Below are 17,725 nucleotides of genomic sequence, written 5' to 3'. Positions count from 1 at the left end.
AATGAACAAAGAAATTTTGGCTGTTGTTGAAGCAGTTTCCAACGAAAAATCGTTGCCGCGTGAGAAAATTTTTGAAGCGCTGGAAAGTGCTCTGGCGACAGCAACCAAGAAAAAATACGAGCAAGAGATCGATGTTCGCGTAGAAATCGATCGCAAAAGCGGCGACTTCGACACCTTCCGTCGCTGGGTTATCGTAGAAGAAGTCACTCAGCCGACCCGTGAAATCACGCTGGAAGCTGCGCGTTACGAAGATGAAAGCCTGAATGTGGGTGACTACGTTGAAGATCAGATTGAATCTGTCACCTTTGACCGCATTACTACACAGACGGCAAAACAAGTTATCGTACAGAAAGTACGTGAAGCTGAGCGCGCCATGGTTGTGGATCAGTTCCGCGAGCATGAAGGTGAGATCATCACCGGCGTGGTGAAAAAGGTGAACCGCGACAACATCTCTCTGGATCTGGGCAGCAATGCTGAAGCTGTGATCCTGCGTGAAGATATGCTGCCGCGTGAGAACTTCCGTCCAGGCGACCGTATTCGTGGCGTGCTTTACGCCGTGCGTCCGGAAGCGCGTGGTGCGCAGCTGTTCGTGACGCGTTCCAAACCGGAAATGCTGATTGAACTGTTCCGCATTGAAGTGCCAGAAATTGGCGAAGAAGTCATTGAAATCAAAGCCGCTGCTCGCGATCCAGGTTCTCGCGCGAAAATCGCCGTGAAAACCAATGATAAGCGTATCGATCCGGTGGGTGCTTGCGTAGGTATGCGTGGTGCACGTGTTCAGGCGGTTTCAACCGAACTGGGCGGTGAGCGTATCGATATTGTTCTGTGGGATGATAACCCGGCGCAGTTCGTTATCAACGCGATGGCACCGGCTGATGTCGCCTCCATCGTGGTGGACGAAGATAAGCACACCATGGATATCGCGGTAGAAGCGGGTAACCTGGCGCAGGCGATTGGCCGTAATGGTCAGAACGTGCGTCTTGCTTCTCAACTGAGCGGCTGGGAACTCAACGTGATGACCGTTGATGATCTTCAGTCTAAGCATCAGGCGGAAGCCCATGCAGCGATCGACACCTTTACTAAGTATCTCGACATCGACGAAGATTTCGCCACGTTACTGGTAGAGGAAGGTTTCTCGACGCTGGAGGAACTGGCCTATGTGCCGATGAAAGAGCTGCTGGAAATTGACGGTCTTGATGAAGCGACCGTTGAAGCCTTGCGCGATCGCGCTAAGAACGCACTGACCACCCTGGCCCTGGCACAGGAAGAAAGCCTCGGTAATAATAAACCGGCTGATGACCTGCTGAGCCTCGAAGGGTTGGATCGCGAAATGGCGTTTAAACTGGCTGCTCGTGGTGTTTGTACGCTGGAAGATCTCGCCGACCAGGGCATCGACGACCTGAGTGATATTGAAGGTCTGACCGACGAGAAAGCGGGTGAGCTGATTATGGCCGCACGTAATATCTGCTGGTTCGGTGACGAAGCGTAATAAACTGTAGCAGGAAGGAACAGCATGACAGATGTAACCGTAAAAGCGCTGGCCGCTGAGATTCAGACCTCCGTGGACCGCCTGGTACAGCAATTTGCTGATGCAGGGATCCCGAAGTCGTCTGACGACTCAGTGACAGCACAAGAAAAACAGACATTGTTAGCGCACCTGAACCGTGAACATGGTTCAGCGCCTGACAAGCTGACGTTGCAGCGCAAAACGCGCAGCACACTGAATATCCCTGGCACCGGCGGTAAAAGCAAATCGGTGCAGATCGAAGTCCGCAAAAAACGCACCTTTGTAAAACGTGATCCGCAAGAGGCTGAACGTCTCGCCGCGGAAGAAGAGGCGAAGCGCGAAGCGGAAGAGAAGGCCAGTCGTGAAGCGCAGGAAGCTGCTAAGCGTGAAGCCGAGGAAAAAGCCAAGCGTGACGCACAAGAGAAAGCGAAACGTGAAGCCGAAGAAAAAGCGAAACGCGAATCCGCTAACCCGGTGAAACGCGAAGCTGCGGAAACGAGCAAAGTGAGCAATCAACAAACTGACGAAATGACCAGGACTGCCCAGGCTGAAAAAGCCCGTCGTGAAGCCGAAGCGCAAGAACTTAAGCGCAAAGCCGAAGAAGAGGCACGTCGTAAACTGGAAGAAGAAGCACGCCGCGTGGCAGAAGATGCGCGTCGTATGGCTGAAGAAAACGAGAAAAATGGTGTCAATGTGGCTGCTGAACCGGTTGAAGAGTCCAGTGACTATCATGTAACCACTTCTCAACATGCGCGTCAGGCAGAAGACGACAGCGACCGCGAAGTCGAAGGTGGCCGCAGCCGTACCCGTACTGCTAAAGCACCGCGCCCGAAAAAAGGCAACAAGCACTCCGAATCGAAAGCCGATCGCGAAGAAGCGCGCGCTGCTGTTCGTGGCGGTAAAGGCGGCAAGCGTAAAGGTTCCTCTTTACAGCAGAGCTTCCAGAAACCGGCTCAGGCAGTTAACCGCGACGTTATCATCGGTGAAACCATCACCGTGGGCGAACTGGCTAACAAAATGGCAGTAAAAGGTTCTCAGGTCATCAAAGCGATGATGAAACTGGGCGCAATGGCCACCATCAACCAGGTTATCGATCAGGAAACTGCGCAGCTGGTTGCGGAAGAAATGGGCCACAAAGTTATCCTGCGTCGTGAAAACGAGCTGGAAGAAGCGGTAATGAGCGACCGTGACACTGGCGCTGCGGCAGAAGCTCGCGCACCTGTTGTGACTATCATGGGTCACGTTGACCACGGTAAAACCTCTCTGCTGGACTACATTCGTTCAACGAAAGTGGCCTCTGGCGAAGCGGGCGGCATTACCCAGCACATCGGTGCGTACCACGTTGAAACTGACAACGGTATGATCACCTTCCTGGATACCCCGGGTCACGCCGCGTTTACCTCTATGCGTGCTCGTGGTGCGCAGGCAACGGATATCGTTGTTCTGGTTGTGGCCGCGGACGATGGCGTGATGCCGCAGACTATCGAAGCAATCCAGCACGCGAAAGCGGCGCAGGTGCCGGTAGTGGTTGCGGTGAACAAAATTGATAAGCCAGAAGCTGACCTGGATCGCGTGAAAAACGAACTGTCCCAGTACGGCGTGATGCCGGAAGAGTGGGGCGGTGAGTCTCAGTTCATCCCTGTATCTGCGAAAGCCGGTACCGGTATTGATGACCTGCTGAACGCCATCCTGCTGCAGGCTGAAGTTCTGGAACTGAAAGCGGTTCGCAAAGGTATGGCGAGCGGCGCGGTTATCGAATCCTTCCTGGATAAAGGTCGTGGTCCGGTAGCAACAGTTCTGGTACGTGAAGGTACGCTGAACAAAGGCGACATCGTGCTTTGTGGCTTCGAATATGGCCGTGTTCGTGCAATGCGTAACGAACTGGGTCAGGAAGTTATGGAAGCCGGTCCGTCTATTCCGGTTGAAATCCTGGGTCTGTCCGGTGTGCCGGCTGCCGGTGATGAAGTGACCGTGGTACGTGACGAGAAGAAAGCGCGTGAAGTTGCACTGTATCGTCAGGGCAAATTCCGTGAAGTCAAACTGGCACGTCAGCAGAAATCTAAACTTGAGAACATGTTCGCGAACATGACTGAAGGCGAAGTTCACGAAGTGAACGTCGTACTGAAAGCTGACGTACAGGGTTCTGTCGAAGCGATTTCCGATTCCTTACTGAAACTGTCTACCGACGAAGTGAAAGTGAAGATCATCGGTTCCGGCGTAGGTGGTATCACCGAAACCGACGCCACGCTGGCTGCAGCATCCAACGCCATTCTGGTTGGCTTCAACGTGCGTGCTGATGCCTCTGCGCGTAAAGTGATTGAAGCGGAAAGCCTGGATCTGCGTTACTACTCCGTCATCTACCATCTGATCGACGAAGTGAAAGCGGCGATGAGCGGCATGCTGTCTCCGGAACTGAAACAGCAGATCATTGGTCTGGCCGAAGTGCGCGACGTGTTCAAATCACCGAAATTCGGTGCGATCGCGGGCTGTATGGTTACCGAAGGGACGATCAAACGTCACAACCCGATCCGCGTTCTGCGCGACAACGTGGTTATCTACGAAGGCGAGCTGGAATCCCTGCGCCGCTTCAAAGATGACGTTAACGAAGTCCGTAACGGCATGGAATGTGGTATCGGCGTTAAGAACTACAACGACGTTCGCGTTGGCGATATGATCGAAGTGTTCGAAATCATCGAGATCAAGCGTACCATCGCTTAACCGTCGTAATGCCCGGTGGCTGGGTTGCAGGCCTGATAAGCGTAGCGACATCAGGCCTGGAAGCACCACCCGGCAACTATTTCAAAAGGGGCTTTTAGCCCCTTTTTTGTCTTTATTCTGGAGGACTTATTATGGCGAAAGAATTTGGCCGCCCTCAGCGTGTTGCGCAGGAGATGCAAAAAGAGATCGCGCTTATCCTGCAACGCGAAATTAAAGATCCACGTCTGGGCATGATGACCACCGTTTCCGGTGTCGAGATGTCCCGTGACCTGGCGTATGCGAAAGTGTTTGTTACCTTTCTGAACGACAAAGACGAAGCGGCCATCAAGGCTGGTATCAAAGCATTACAGGACGCGTCCGGTTTTATCCGCTCGCTGCTGGGTAAAGCACTGCGTCTGCGTATCGTGCCGGAACTGACCTTCTTCTACGACAACTCGTTGGTGGAAGGTATGCGTATGTCCAACCTGGTGACCAACGTGGTGCGTCATGACGATGAACGTCGTGTGAACCCGGACGACACCAAGGAGGACTAATGAGTCGTCCTCGTCGTCGCGGTCGCGATGTGCACGGCGTACTGTTACTGGATAAGCCACAAGGCATGTCCAGTAATGATGTGCTGCAAAAAGTTAAACGTCTCTACAATGCTAACCGTGCCGGGCATACCGGCGCGCTGGATCCCCTGGCGACCGGCATGTTGCCGATTTGCCTGGGAGAGGCGACGAAGTTTTCCCAGTATCTGCTGGATTCGGATAAGCGTTATCGTGTTATTGCGCGTCTCGGCCAGCGCACGGATACCTCCGATGCCGACGGACAGATTGTTGAAGAGCGCCCGGTGACTTTCAGTGCAGAGCAGCTGGCTGCCGCGCTGGAGACCTTCCGCGGTGATATTCAGCAAATCCCGTCCATGTATTCGGCCCTGAAATACCAGGGAAAGAAGCTGTACGAGTACGCGCGTCAGGGTATTGAGGTGCCGCGTGAAGCCCGTCCCATTACCGTTTACGAGCTGCTGTTTATCCGTCACGAAGGGGATGAGCTGGAGCTGGAAGTACACTGCTCGAAAGGCACCTATATCCGCACGATTGTGGACGATCTCGGTGAAAAGCTCGGCTGTGGCGCGCATGTGATTTTTCTGCGCCGTCTGGCGGTTAGCAAATACCCGGTCGATCGCATGGTGACGCTTGAGCAGTTGCAGACGCTGGTTGAGCAGGCCGGTGAGCAGGATATTCCTGCTGCCCAGCTTCTTGATCCGTTGCTGATGCCGATGGACAGTCCCGCTGCGGACTTCCCGGTGGTGAATATTCCTGCCGTTAGCGCCGCCTACTTCAAGAACGGTCAGCCCGTTCGCGCGGCCGAAGCGCCGACCGAAGGACTGGTGCGCGTAACGGAAGGGCCAGAGTCGGTGTTTATCGGCATGGCAGAAATCGACGATCAGGGTCGCGTGGCACCACGCCGCCTGGTGGTTGAGTACCCGGCGTAATCCATCGTAGTCACCTTGCGATAACAAGGTACTGCGAGTAGAATATTGCCGCTTAACGTCAGGTAAGGTGTTTAACATCTTCCGTCGTTAAACCTGGGGTTGCTGAATTAGAGATTGGCACCCTTTCATTCTTTTAATTTTGGAGTTTAAAATGTCTCTAAGCGTTGAAGCTAAAGCAAAAATCGTTTCCGAGTTTGGTCGTGGCGAGAACGACAGCGGTTCTACCGAAGTTCAGGTTGCCCTGCTGACTGCTCAGATTAACCACCTGCAGGGTCACTTTGCAGAGCACAAAAAAGATCACCACAGCCGTCGTGGTCTGCTGCGTATGGTTTCTCAGCGTCGTAAACTGCTCGACTACCTGAAACGTAAAGATGTTGCACGCTACACCGCGCTGATCGAGCGTCTGGGTCTGCGTCGCTAAGTCTGGCGAGTTTCACAGAAAGGGGCCTTAACGGCCCCTTTTTTCAACCAGACGGCAGCAATTCACCCTAAACTATTGTATTGTTGCTGTGAATGATCTTCGTTGCAGAGGTTCGCGCGGCTAATGAGAGGCTTTACCCGGTTTGGGTTAGGGTTGTCATTAGTCGCGAGGATGCACAGAAGATCGGGTACTAACGTCAGCACACCCAGCGGTGTGCTGTCATTCATTAAGAAAGGATAAAATTTTGCTTAATCCGATCATTCGTAAATTTCAGTACGGTCAACACACCGTAACGCTGGAAACCGGCATGATGGCGCGTCAGGCGACGGCAGCTGTTATGGTAAGCATGGACGACACCGCGGTATTCGTTACCGTTGTAGGTCAGAAAAAAGCGAAGCCGGGCCAGGACTTCTTCCCGCTGACTGTTAACTATCAGGAGCGTACTTACGCTGCTGGTAAAATCCCGGGTGGCTTCTTCCGTCGTGAAGGTCGTCCAAGCGAAGGCGAAACGCTGATCGCGCGTCTGATTGACCGCCCGGTTCGTCCGCTGTTCCCGGAAGGCTTCGTTAACGAAGTACAGGTTATCGCGACTGTTGTTTCTGTTAACCCACAGGTTAACCCGGATATCGTGGCAATGATCGGCGCCTCTGCTGCGCTGTCCCTGTCCGGTATCCCGTTCAACGGCCCAATCGGTTCTGCCCGCGTAGGTTACATCAATGACCAGTACGTGTTGAACCCGACCCAGGACGAGCTGAAAGAAAGCAAACTGGATCTGGTTGTTGCCGGTACCGAAGGCGCTGTGCTGATGGTTGAATCCGAAGCTGAGCTGCTGAGCGAAGACGTGATGCTGGGCGCAGTGGTGTTTGGCCACGAGCAGCAGCAGATCGTGATCCAGAACATCAACGACCTGGTGAAAGAAGCGGGCAAACCGCGTTGGGACTGGCAGCCAGAAGCCGCTAACGAAGCGCTAAATGCGCGCGTTGCTGCGCTTGCTGAATCCCGTCTGAGCGATGCTTACCGCATCACTGACAAACAAGAGCGTTACGATCAGGTTGGCGTTATCAAATCTGATGTAATTGCCGCTCTGCAGGCAGAAGATGAAACCCTGGACGAGAACGAACTGGGTGACATCCTGCACGCAATCGAGAAAAACGTTGTTCGTAGCCGTATTCTGGCGGGCGAGCTGCGTATCGACGGTCGTGAAAAAGACATGATCCGTGGTCTGGACGTGCGTACTGGCGTTCTGCCGCGTACCCATGGTTCCGCACTGTTCACCCGTGGTGAGACGCAGGCGCTGGTTACCGCGACCTTGGGTACCACCCGTGATGCGCAGAACATCGACGAACTGATGGGCGAGCGTACTGACAGCTTCCTGTTCCACTACAACTTCCCTCCGTACTCCGTTGGTGAGACGGGCATGGTCGGTTCGCCGAAGCGTCGTGAAATTGGTCACGGTCGTCTGGCGAAGCGTGGCGTGCTGGCTGTGATGCCGGAAGCTGACAAATTCCCGTACACCGTACGTGTGGTTTCAGAAATTACCGAATCTAACGGTTCTTCTTCCATGGCGTCCGTATGTGGTGCTTCTCTGGCCCTGATGGATGCAGGCGTGCCGATCAAAGCGGCCGTTGCGGGTATCGCAATGGGTCTGGTGAAAGAAGGCGACAACTATGTTGTGCTGTCTGACATCCTCGGCGACGAAGATCACCTGGGCGATATGGACTTCAAAGTTGCGGGTTCCCGCGAAGGTATCTCTGCGCTGCAGATGGATATCAAAATTGAAGGTATCACCAAAGAGATCATGCAGGTTGCACTGAACCAAGCTAAAGGTGCGCGTCTGCACATCCTGGGCGTGATGGAACAGGCAATCAACGCACCGCGTGGGGATATTTCGCAGTTCGCACCGCGTATCCATACCATCAAGATCAGCCCGGACAAGATTAAAGACGTCATCGGTAAAGGTGGCTCTGTGATCCGTGCGCTGACCGAGGAAACCGGCACCACCATCGAAATCGAAGATGATGGCACCGTGAAAATCGCAGCGACCGACGGCGAGAAAGCGAAATACGCTATTCGTCGTATCGAAGAGATCACGGCAGAAATCGAAGTGGGTCGCGTCTACAATGGTAAAGTGACCCGTATCGTTGACTTTGGCGCATTCGTTGCCATCGGTGGCGGTAAAGAAGGTCTGGTGCACATTTCTCAGATCGCTGACAAGCGTGTAGAGAAAGTGACTGACTATCTGCAGATGGGTCAGGAAGTCCCGGTTAAAGTTATGGAAGTTGACCGTCAGGGCCGCGTCCGTCTGAGCATTAAAGAAGCGACTGAACAAACTCAGCCTGCTGAAGCGCCGCAAGCGCCAGTAGCAGAACAAGGCGAGTAAGGTTGCTGTTTAGCTCTCCGTCGTTGGCGGAGAGTTTTCATTCCGGGCAGGATGCTGTGTTTGCAGCCGGGGGACAGGATGTCCATCTAATTGTTGTCTTCGGGAGTGGGAAATGAAGCCTTTTTTGCGCTGGTGTTTCGTTGCGACAGCTTTAACGCTGGCAGGATGCAGCAACTCTGCCTGGCGTAAGAGCGAAGTCCTGGCGGTGCCATTGCAACCGACTTTGCAGCAAGAAGTGATTCTGGCACGCATGGAACAAATTCTTGCCAGTCGGGCTTTAACCGATGATGAACGCGCACAGCTTTTATATGAGCGCGGAGTGTTGTATGATAGTCTCGGTCTGAGGGCACTGGCGCGAAATGATTTTTCACAAGCACTGGCCATCCGACCCGATATGCCTGAAGTATTCAATTACTTAGGCATTTACTTAACGCAAGCGGGCAATTTTGATGCCGCTTATGAAGCGTTTGATTCTGTACTTGAGCTTGATCCAACTTACAACTACGCGCACTTGAATCGCGGTATCGCTCTGTATTACGGCGGTCGTGACAAGTTAGCGCAAGATGATCTGCTAGCGTTTTATCAAGACGATCCCAATGATCCTTTCCGTAGCCTCTGGCTTTACATCGCTGAGCGTAAGCTCGATGAAAAGCAGGCCAAGGAAGCGCTAAAACAGCGCTTCGAGAAATCGGATAAAGAGCAATGGGGATGGAACATTGTCGAGTTCTACCTCGGTGACATTAACGAAGCAACGTTAATGGATCGCCTGAAGGCGGACGCAACGGATAACACCTCGCTCGCTGAGCATCTCAGTGAAACCAACTTCTATTTAGGTAAGTTCTACCTAAGTCTGGGGGAAAAGGACAGCGCTACGGCACTGTTCAAGTTAGCGGTCGCTAACAACGTACACAACTACGTTGAGCATCGTTATGCATTGTTGGAATTATCGCTCTTGGGCCAGGAGCAAGATGACCTGGCAGAATCGGACCAGCAATAGCTGACGAACAACGATCAGCCCATCAACTTTATTAATAAAGTCATCATCCTAACGGGTGAGGGCGTTTTTGTTCGTTAATCAACTAAATTTGAGCCGGTTCACACTTTTCAATGAAAATTGCAGATCAATTTCACGATGAGTTACGTAGACTGGCCGCCATCAATGAGGCACATGTACTACATGACTGATACCATCGAAACCACTTTTTCTGATCTTGGGCTGAATGCCTCTATCCTTCAGGCCCTGACCGATCTGGGTTACGAAAAGCCATCTCCAATCCAGGCAGAGTGTATCCCACATCTGCTGGGTGGCCGCGATGTTCTGGGTATGGCCCAGACCGGTAGCGGCAAAACTGCAGCGTTTTCATTACCGCTGCTGCACAACCTTGATCCTGAGCTGAAAGCGCCACAGATTCTGGTGCTGGCACCGACCCGCGAACTGGCGGTTCAGGTTGCAGAAGCCATGACGGATTTCTCTAAACATATGCACGGCGTAAACGTGGTGGCCCTTTACGGCGGCCAGCGTTATGACGTGCAGCTGCGCGCCCTGCGTCAGGGTCCACAAATTGTTGTGGGTACCCCGGGTCGCCTGCTCGATCACTTAAAACGTGGCACGCTGAACCTGTCCAACCTGAAAGGTCTGGTACTGGACGAAGCGGATGAAATGCTGCGTATGGGCTTCATCGAAGACGTTGAAACCATCATGGCTGAGATCCCGGCTGAACATCAGACCGCGCTGTTCTCTGCCACTATGCCGGAAGCTATCCGTCGCATTACCCGCCGCTTTATGAAAGAGCCGCAGGAAGTGCGCATTCAGTCCAGCGTAACCACTCGCCCGGACATCAGCCAGAGCTACTGGTCTGTCTACGGCATGCGTAAAAACGAAGCGCTGGTGCGTTTCCTGGAAGCAGAAGATTTTGATGCGGCGATTATCTTCGTTCGTACCAAAAATGCGACCCTGGAAGTGGCTGAAGCGCTGGAGCGTAGCGGTTACAACAGCGCTGCGCTGAACGGTGACATGAACCAGGCACTGCGTGAGCAAACCCTGGAGCGTCTGAAAGATGGTCGTCTGGACATCTTGATTGCGACCGACGTTGCGGCCCGTGGCCTGGACGTTGAGCGTATCAGCCTGGTGGTAAACTACGACATCCCGATGGACTCCGAGTCTTACGTGCACCGTATCGGCCGTACCGGTCGTGCTGGCCGTGCAGGTCGCGCACTGCTGTTCGTTGAGAACCGCGAGCGTCGTCTGCTGCGTAACATTGAACGCACCATGAAGCTGACCATTCCGGAAGTTGAACTGCCGAACGCAGAACTGCTGGGCAAACGCCGTCTGGAAAAATTCGCCGCCAAAGTCCAGCAGCAGCTGGAAAGCAGCGATCTGGATCTGTACCGTGGCCTGCTGTCAAAAATTCAGCCGGTTGCTGACGAAGAGCTGGACATCGAAACGCTGGCTGCTGCGCTGCTGAAAATGGCGCAGGGCGAACGTCCGCTGATCCTGCCACCAGAAGCGCCGATGCGTCCGAAGCGTGAATTCCGTGACCGTGACGAGCGTTTCGAACGCCGTGGCGACCGTAACGATCGCAACGACCGTGGTCCGCGTGCTGACCGTCCTGAGCGTAGCGGTGAAGATCGTCCGCGTCGTGAACGTCGTGACGCTGGCGAAATGGAACTGTACCGCATTGAAGTGGGCCGTGATGATGGTGTTGAAGTTCGTCACATCGTTGGCGCTATCGCTAACGAAGGCGACATCAGCAGCCGTTACATCGGTAACATCAAGCTGTTCGGTACCCACTCCACCATCGAGCTGCCGAAAGGTATGCCGGGCGAAGTTCTGCAACACTTCACCCGTACGCGTATCCTGAACAAGCCGATGAACATGCAGCTGCTGGGTGATGCACAGCCGCACGAACGTCGTGCTGGTGGTGATCGTCCTGCTGGCGAACGTCGCTTCGGTGGCGGTGCTGGCGGCGAGCGTCGTGAAGGTAGCCGTGGTCCACGTCGTGAAGGCGCAGCGCCAGGTGCTGGCCGTTTCAGCGGCGAACGTCGTGAAGGCAACCGTGGCCCGCGTCGCGAAGAAGGCGCTGCCTCCGGTCGTCGTCGCTTCGGTGATGCATAATCGCGTAACGCATAAACCTTTACTGTAAAGCAAACGTTCCAGCCCCGATCTTAACAATCGGGGCTTTTTTTATCTGTTTTGTACTCATGTACTGGTACAATGCATGCGCAATGCTTCACAGACCGAAGCTGTTATAACACCGGAGATTAAACGGATGGCGACGTTAACAACCACACACACCACTCCCTCGCTGCTGGCAGGCGTTGTGATTATTGCGGGTACGATCATTGGCGCAGGCATGTTTTCCCTGCCGGTGGTGATGTCCGGCGCGTGGTTCTTCTGGTCACTGGCGGCGCTGATCTTCACATGGTTTTGTATGCTGCATTCCGGCCTGATGATCCTCGAAGCGAACCTCAACTATCGGATTGGATCCAGCTTCGACACCATTACCCGCGATCTGCTCGGTAAACGCTGGAACGCCATCAACGGCATTTCCATCGCCTTTGTGCTTTATATCCTGACCTACGCCTACATTTCCGCGAGCGGCTCGATCCTGCATCACACCTTTGCGGAGATGTCGCTGAACGTTCCGGCGCGGCTGGCGGGATTTGGCTTTGCAATGCTGGTGGCGTTTATTGTCTGGCTGTCCACCCGCGCGGTCAGCCGCATGACCGCCATTGTGCTGGGTGCCAAAGTCATCACTTTCTTTCTGACCTTCGGTAGCCTGCTGGGGCATGTTCAGCCTGCCACGCTGTTCAACGTGGCCGAAAGCAACGCGTCTTATACGCCTTACCTGCTGATGACACTGCCGTTTTGCCTCGCCTCATTTGGCTATCACGGCAACGTCCCCAGCCTGATGAAATTCTACGGCAAAGATCCGCGCACTATCACGCGCTGTATTGTCCTCGGCTCGCTGCTGGCACTGGGGCTGTATGCGGTCTGGTTGCTGGGTACGATGGGCAATATCCCGCGCCCGGCCTTTATCGCAATCGCCGCGCAGGGCGGAAATATCGATGTGCTGGTGCAGGCGTTAAGCGGCGTACTGAATAGCCGGAGTCTGGATCTGCTGCTGCTGGTGTTTTCCAACTTTGCGGTCGCCAGCTCGTTTCTTGGCGTGACGCTGGGGCTGTTTGACTATCTGGCGGATCTGTTTGGTTTTGATGACAGCGCGGCAGGGCGCTTTAAAACTGCGGCGCTGACCTTTCTGCCGCCAGTGGCGGGCGGTTTGCTGTGGCCGAATGGTTTTCTGTATGCGATTGGCTATGCCGGGCTGGCGGCCACCATCTGGGCGGCGATTGTCCCGGCGCTGCTGGCGCGAAAATCACGCAAGCGCTTTGGCAGCCCGCGGTTTCGCGTCTGGGGCGGTAAACCGATGATTGCCCTGATCCTGATTTTCGGCGTCGGCAACGCCCTTGTGCATCTGTTGTCGAGCTTCAACCTGCTGCCGGTATATCAGTAGTTAATCTCTAGCCGGATGGCGGCTACGCCTTATCCGACCTGCAGCATTGATTTTGTAGGCCGGGCAAGCTTGCGCCGCCCGGCAAAATCTGCAAACGTAGGCCCGGTAAGCGTAGCGCCACCGGGCAGGCCAGAACTATCCCAACAACTCTTCTTTCACCTGCATTGCCAGGTCAAACGAATGCAGACGCGCCTGATGATCGAAAATCTGGCCGTTAACCATGATCTCATCCGCCTGGGTTTCACGCAGAATCGACTCCAGCCCGTGACGGACCTTCGCTTTATCTCCCACCAGCGACATGCTCAGCGCCTGCTGCACACCGTATTTCTCTAACGGCGACCAGAACTGATCGATGTTATCAATCGGCGGCGGCAGCTGCGAGGTTTCACCCCGACGCAGTTTCACAAACGCCTGCTGCATGGACGTGAACAGGAATTCCGCATCGCGATTACTGTCAGCGGCCACGATATTGATGCACACCATCGCATACGGCTTTTCAAGGCGCGCCGAGGGCTTAAAGTTGCTGCGGTACAGGTGCAGTGCCTGGAAGAGCATGTCCGGGGCAAAGTGCGAGGCAAACGCAAACGGCAGACCAAGCTGCGCGGCGAGCTGGGCGCTGTAAAGGCTGGAGCCAAGCAGCCAGACGGGGATCTTCTCGCCGTAGCCGGGCACCGGGCGCACATGCGGGTTCGGATCGCGGGCATCAAACCAGTCCACCAGCTCCGCCACGTCGCGCGGGAAGTTATCAACGTCGCCGCTCATATGACGGCGCAGCGCCATCATGGTGCGCTGATCGCTACCCGGCGCGCGGCCCAGCCCCAGATCGATACGGCCCGGATAGAGCGTATTGAGCGTGCCAAACTGTTCGGCGACCACCAGCGGCGAGTGGTTTGGCAGCATCACGCCGCCGGAGCCGAGGTGCAGGCTCGTGGTATTGGCCGCCAGATAGCCAATCAGCACTGACGTCGCCGCGCTGGCGATGCCGGTCATATTGTGATGCTCAGCCAGCCAGAAGCGATGATAGCCACGTTTTTCAGCGAGACGGGCCAGATCCAGAGAGTGACCAAAGGCGTCTTTCGCAGAAGCGCCCTGCGGGATCGGTGCGAGGTCGAGCACCGAAAAAAGCGGGGAGGTATCGGTCATATTGTGCTCACTTTGTTACAGGCTAATTCTTTAATACTGCATTAAAGCGTAGCTAAAGCTGTTAACAAAGTGAGCTATCTGTGTGAATGAAGCGATCGACTACACCAGTTCCAGACCGGCGACCCGCTTCCAGTAGCCGTTGCAGTCACTGTGTGCCGCCAGCGGCAGTGGGGCGTCGCCGTTCGCGTTGGTGCGGAAGGCCGCCAGCATGTCCAGCGTTTGTGTGCCCATCGGCGACAGGCGCACAATATCTACCAGCCCGTGCATGGAGGTCTGCTCATTGCCGAGGTTATAGACATAGCCGCTCATGGTCTGAATACCGTTTAACACGAACACCTGCTGATCTTCCTGCGACAGCACATTGCGGCCGGTCGGGTAGTTGATGCAGCAGGTTTCGCACTCATCTTTGGGCCGGTCTTCCGAGCGGGCGGTAAAGCAGCGCGCGGAATAGGCCAGCGGCAGATGACCATAGCTCAGCACTTCCACTTCAAACTGATTGCGGATCCCCAGTTCATCGCACTGATTCAGCAGGTTAGCCAGCCAGTCGCGGGATAATTCCACCGGCATACACCAGCGAACCATTCCCTGTTTGTGCAACAGGCGCAGCGTCACGGCGTTATAGCAGTTCAGCGCATGACCGGCGACAAACGGCAGCTTCCGCTCGGCGCACATATTTACCACGCCGAGATCGCTGGCTTCCAGCATGAACTCGCCATTTTCCACATAGCGTTTCAGCTCGTTTAGTTCCGAGGCAGCCTGTACCAGCGCCAGCGTCGACAGCACGACCTGTTTGCCGCTTTGCGCCAGCGCTTTCGCCATCTCCAGCCAGTCGCCCACTTTGGTGGCGCGGCGCTTGCTGCATACCGCTTCGCCAAGATAAATAATATCGGCTTCGCTGCGGGCGGCCTGCTGATAGAAATTTTCCAGCGTCTCTTTTGGCCAGTAGTAGAGCACCGGTCCTAATGCATATTTCATTGCTTTTCTCACTGCCATTTACGGTGATAGGCGCCAAGCGTCGTTTGCGTGCCTTCCGACATCGCCCCAAGCGTATCCATCCACGCCGTCTGCGGGGCGTAGGTTTCCGGCGCGGCCAGGCAGTTATCGATAGCCTGACGCCAGACTTTCGCCACCTGGCTGACGTACGCCGGGCTGCGCTGGCGGCCTTCGATTTTCACCGAGGCAATATTGGCGGCCAGCAGTTCCGGTAACAGCGCCAGCGTGTTCAGACTGGTTGGCTCTTCCAGCGCGTGATAGCGCTCGCCATCCACCAGATAGCGCCCTTTGCACAGCGTCGGATAGCCTGCGTTTTCCCCTTCCTGATAGCGGTCGATCAGCACATCGTTCAGGCGTGATTCCAGGCCCTGCGGCGTCTGCTGCCAGCGCACAAAGCGCGCCGGAGAGCAGGCACCCACAGTATTTGGTGACTCGCCGGTCAGGTAGGAGGATAAATAACACCGTCCCTCCGCCATAATGCACAGGCTGCCGAAAGCGAACACTTCCAGCGGAACCGGCGTGGTGCGCGACAGCTGTTTAACCTGATGGATCGACAGCACGCGCGGCAGTACCACGCGCGCCACGTCAAAATGGCGATGATAAAAACGAATGGCTTCGTCGTTGGTGGCCGATGCCTGCACCGAGACATGGCGTTCTATATGGGGATAGCGTTCGGCGGCGTATTCGAGCATCGCCAGGTCGGCGAGGATCAGCGCATCCGCGCCGAGCTGCGCCGCCATGTCCACCGCCCGCTGCCAGCGCTGGTAGCCGTCAGGGTGGGCAAAAGTGTTAATGGCGATATGCAATTTTTTGCCGTGCTGGTGAACATAGCTCACCGCTTCCTGGAGTTTTTTCTCCGTAAAATTCAGTCCGGCAAAATGGCGGGCGTTAGTGTCATCTTTCAGGCCGATATAGACGGCGTCGGCTCCGTTCTCGATGGCCGCCTTCAGCGCCGGGAGGTTTCCGGCCGGGCAGAGCAACTCCATAATATATCCTGCGGTTCAACGGGCCAGCCTGACCCGGACGCACCTGAGAGGTGCAAAAATTGTTAACGAGCTGGGATTTTAGTTAACCCTTCGGCGACAATTTTTGATTTGAGGCAGTTAATCGCGTATTGATGGCACCAATAATGGCGTATTTCTTCTTCGTAATTGTTGATTTGCGCCGCTATGTGATTTGTATGATGTGGCAGAATAGGCGGACTAATCATTTCAGGGAGTAATGCTTGTGTTGGATAAACTGCGCTCACGTCTCGTTCTCGCGGGTCCGTCTTTACTCAGCGTGCCTGTGAAGCTCGCGCCTTTCGCCCTTAAACGCCAGGTACTGGAACAGGTTTTGCGCTGGCAGTTTCAGCAGGCGCTGGCGGACGGCGAACTTGAGTTTCTCGAAGGACGCTGGTTAAGTATCGACGTGCGGGATATTGGCCTTCAGTGGTTCACCTCCGTTGAGAACGGCCAGTTAATCGTGCGCCAGTCTGCCAACGCTGATGTCAGTTTTAGCGCGAATGCCAGCGATCTGCTGATGATCGCCGCCCGTAAACAGGATCCGGATACGTTGTTTTTCCAGCGCCGTCTGATGATCGAAGGTGATACGGAACTGGGTCTGTACGTGAAAAATCTGATGGATGCCATTGAACCTGAGCAGATGCCGAAACCATTGCGCATCATGCTCATGCAACTGGCTGAATTTGTTGAGGCGGGCCTGAAAACGCCCCCTGAAACTAAACCTCTTTCTGTAGGTGAGCCATGCTGATTAGAGTCGAAATCCCCATTGATGCGCCAGGCATTGACGCATTACTCCGTCGCGCTTATCCGGGCGATGGCGAAGCGGGTCTGGTACAGGATCTGCGTGAAGATGGTTTAATCACGCTCGGTCTGGTGGCAACGGACGACGAAGGGCAAGTCGTGGGCTATGTGGCCTTCAGCCCGGTCTCCGTTCATGGTGAGGATTTACAGTGGGTGGCGCTTGCGCCGCTGGCCATTGACGAAAACTACCGTGGGCAGGGCCTCGCGCGACAACTGGTGTATGAAGGGCTGGATTCGCTCAATGAGTTTGGCTATGCCGCCGTGGTGGCGTTAGGCGATCCGGCATTCTATGACCGACTCGGTTTTGAGCGGGCGGCCCATTACGATCTGCACTGCCGCTGGCCGGGAACGGAAACCGCCTTCCATGTCCATCGCCTGGCAGACGACGCCTTTAACGGCGTCACTGGGCGGGTGGAGTATCACGATCATTTCAATCGCTTTTAAGCACCGGCGTTTGCAGACTCTCTAACAGCGCTGCAAACGAATCCTCTCCGTTGACGAGGCGCTCTTTCTGGCGCTTCGTCAGTTGCTTGATCCGGTATTCGATTCTCAGCGCAAGCGAGCGCTCACCAACCGGTTCGGTAAACGCCAGCCGCAGTTCGCCTTTGCCCCGCAGCGCCTTCGCGCCTTTACCCGACTGGTGCTGGCTAAAACGGCGGGACACGTCGGTGGTAATCCCGGTGTAGAGCGAATTATCAGCGGTGCGAATGAGATAAACAGACCAGAGCGTCATTACAGCGTTCACTATATTAAGATGAGCGCACCAT

Annotated in this window: 16 protein-coding genes; 12 read left to right on the top strand and 4 right to left on the bottom strand. The window is 55.0% G+C overall.

Going from position 1 to position 17,725, the window contains the following annotated elements:
* The first annotated feature begins 1 nt into the window (after position 1).
* The 10 genes from nusA (at position 2) to mtr (ending at position 13,017) form a co-directional block, all read left to right on the top strand.
* Entirely contained in the window at positions 2 to 1,489 is a 1,488-nt protein-coding gene (gene nusA, locus KW828_RS09650; protein ID WP_129363586.1) for a transcription termination factor NusA, read from the top strand.
* A gap of 24 nt (positions 1,490 to 1,513) precedes the next feature.
* The gene (gene infB / locus KW828_RS09645; protein WP_088221696.1) at positions 1,514 to 4,225 is read left to right on the top strand and encodes a translation initiation factor IF-2; all 2,712 of its coding nucleotides are present in this window, start codon (positions 1,514 to 1,516) and stop codon (positions 4,223 to 4,225) included.
* 131 nt (positions 4,226 to 4,356) lie between these two features.
* A complete protein-coding gene (rbfA, locus tag KW828_RS09640; RefSeq protein ID WP_088221697.1) occupies positions 4,357 to 4,758 on the top strand; it encodes a 30S ribosome-binding factor RbfA in 402 nt (133 codons plus the stop codon).
* Positions 4,758 to 5,702 (top strand): tRNA pseudouridine(55) synthase TruB, encoded by a 945-nt coding sequence (gene truB / locus KW828_RS09635; RefSeq protein ID WP_218336168.1) that lies wholly within the window; start codon positions 4,758 to 4,760, stop codon positions 5,700 to 5,702. The genes rbfA and truB overlap by 1 nt, the downstream gene beginning before the upstream one ends.
* A 151-nt stretch (positions 5,703 to 5,853) precedes the next feature.
* The gene (gene rpsO / locus KW828_RS09630; RefSeq protein ID WP_004385056.1) at positions 5,854 to 6,123 is read left to right on the top strand and encodes a 30S ribosomal protein S15; all 270 of its coding nucleotides are present in this window, start codon (positions 5,854 to 5,856) and stop codon (positions 6,121 to 6,123) included.
* Positions 6,124 to 6,367: 244 nt separating this feature from the next.
* Complete coding sequence (pnp, locus tag KW828_RS09625) at positions 6,368 to 8,503, top strand: polyribonucleotide nucleotidyltransferase (RefSeq protein ID WP_088221700.1); 2,136 nt, start codon at positions 6,368 to 6,370, stop codon at positions 8,501 to 8,503.
* Positions 8,504 to 8,615: 112 nt separating this feature from the next.
* Positions 8,616 to 9,500: a lipoprotein NlpI gene (gene nlpI, locus KW828_RS09620; protein ID WP_218336167.1), complete on the top strand. Its 885-nt coding sequence runs from the start codon at positions 8,616 to 8,618 to the stop codon at positions 9,498 to 9,500.
* Between the two features lie 110 nt (positions 9,501 to 9,610).
* Entirely contained in the window at positions 9,611 to 9,688 is a 78-nt protein-coding gene (yrbN, locus tag KW828_RS09615) for a protein YrbN (RefSeq protein WP_099458804.1), read from the top strand.
* Positions 9,681 to 11,618, top strand: a complete 1,938-nt coding sequence (locus tag KW828_RS09610) for a DEAD/DEAH family ATP-dependent RNA helicase (protein WP_218336252.1) — start codon at positions 9,681 to 9,683, stop codon at positions 11,616 to 11,618. The genes yrbN and KW828_RS09610 overlap by 8 nt, the downstream gene beginning before the upstream one ends.
* Positions 11,619 to 11,772: 154 nt before the next feature.
* Positions 11,773 to 13,017 (top strand): tryptophan permease, encoded by a 1,245-nt coding sequence (mtr, locus tag KW828_RS09605; RefSeq protein ID WP_218336166.1) that lies wholly within the window; start codon positions 11,773 to 11,775, stop codon positions 13,015 to 13,017.
* A gap of 135 nt (positions 13,018 to 13,152) precedes the next feature.
* Here the strand turns inward: mtr and KW828_RS09600 are convergent, their stop codons facing one another.
* The 3 genes from KW828_RS09600 to KW828_RS09590 form a co-directional block, all read right to left on the bottom strand.
* The gene (locus KW828_RS09600; protein WP_218336165.1) at positions 13,153 to 14,160 is read right to left on the bottom strand and encodes a luciferase-like monooxygenase; all 1,008 of its coding nucleotides are present in this window, start codon (positions 14,158 to 14,160) and stop codon (positions 13,153 to 13,155) included.
* Positions 14,161 to 14,259: 99 nt separating this feature from the next.
* Positions 14,260 to 15,153 (bottom strand): U32 family peptidase, encoded by an 894-nt coding sequence (locus KW828_RS09595; protein ID WP_218336164.1) that lies wholly within the window; start codon positions 15,151 to 15,153, stop codon positions 14,260 to 14,262.
* Positions 15,144 to 16,139, bottom strand: a complete 996-nt coding sequence (locus tag KW828_RS09590) for a peptidase U32 family protein (protein WP_218336163.1) — start codon at positions 16,137 to 16,139, stop codon at positions 15,144 to 15,146. Before KW828_RS09590 ends, KW828_RS09595 begins: the two co-directional genes overlap by 10 nt.
* Before the next feature lie 241 nt (positions 16,140 to 16,380).
* Between KW828_RS09590 and KW828_RS09585 the strand changes: the two genes are divergently transcribed.
* Together KW828_RS09585 and KW828_RS09580 are read left to right on the top strand one after the other, a co-directional pair.
* Entirely contained in the window at positions 16,381 to 16,905 is a 525-nt protein-coding gene (locus KW828_RS09585) for an SCP2 domain-containing protein (protein ID WP_218336162.1), read from the top strand.
* Positions 16,899 to 17,402, top strand: coding sequence for a GNAT family N-acetyltransferase (locus tag KW828_RS09580; RefSeq protein WP_218336161.1), 504 nt, complete (start codon positions 16,899 to 16,901; stop codon positions 17,400 to 17,402). The genes KW828_RS09585 and KW828_RS09580 overlap by 7 nt, the downstream gene beginning before the upstream one ends.
* On the opposite strand, the gene KW828_RS09575 is transcribed toward KW828_RS09580, so the two are convergent.
* Positions 17,389 to 17,706 (bottom strand): GIY-YIG nuclease family protein, encoded by a 318-nt coding sequence (locus KW828_RS09575; RefSeq protein WP_218336251.1) that lies wholly within the window; start codon positions 17,704 to 17,706, stop codon positions 17,389 to 17,391. The genes KW828_RS09580 and KW828_RS09575 overlap by 14 nt on opposite strands.
* Positions 17,707 to 17,725: the final 19 nt, after the last annotated feature.

Source organism: Enterobacter sp. ENT03, from assembly GCF_019218745.1.
GTDB lineage: Bacteria > Pseudomonadota > Gammaproteobacteria > Enterobacterales > Enterobacteriaceae > Enterobacter_D.
The sequence above is the reverse complement of the archived record's forward strand: the minus strand, read 5'-3'. Positions and strand labels throughout refer to the sequence as shown.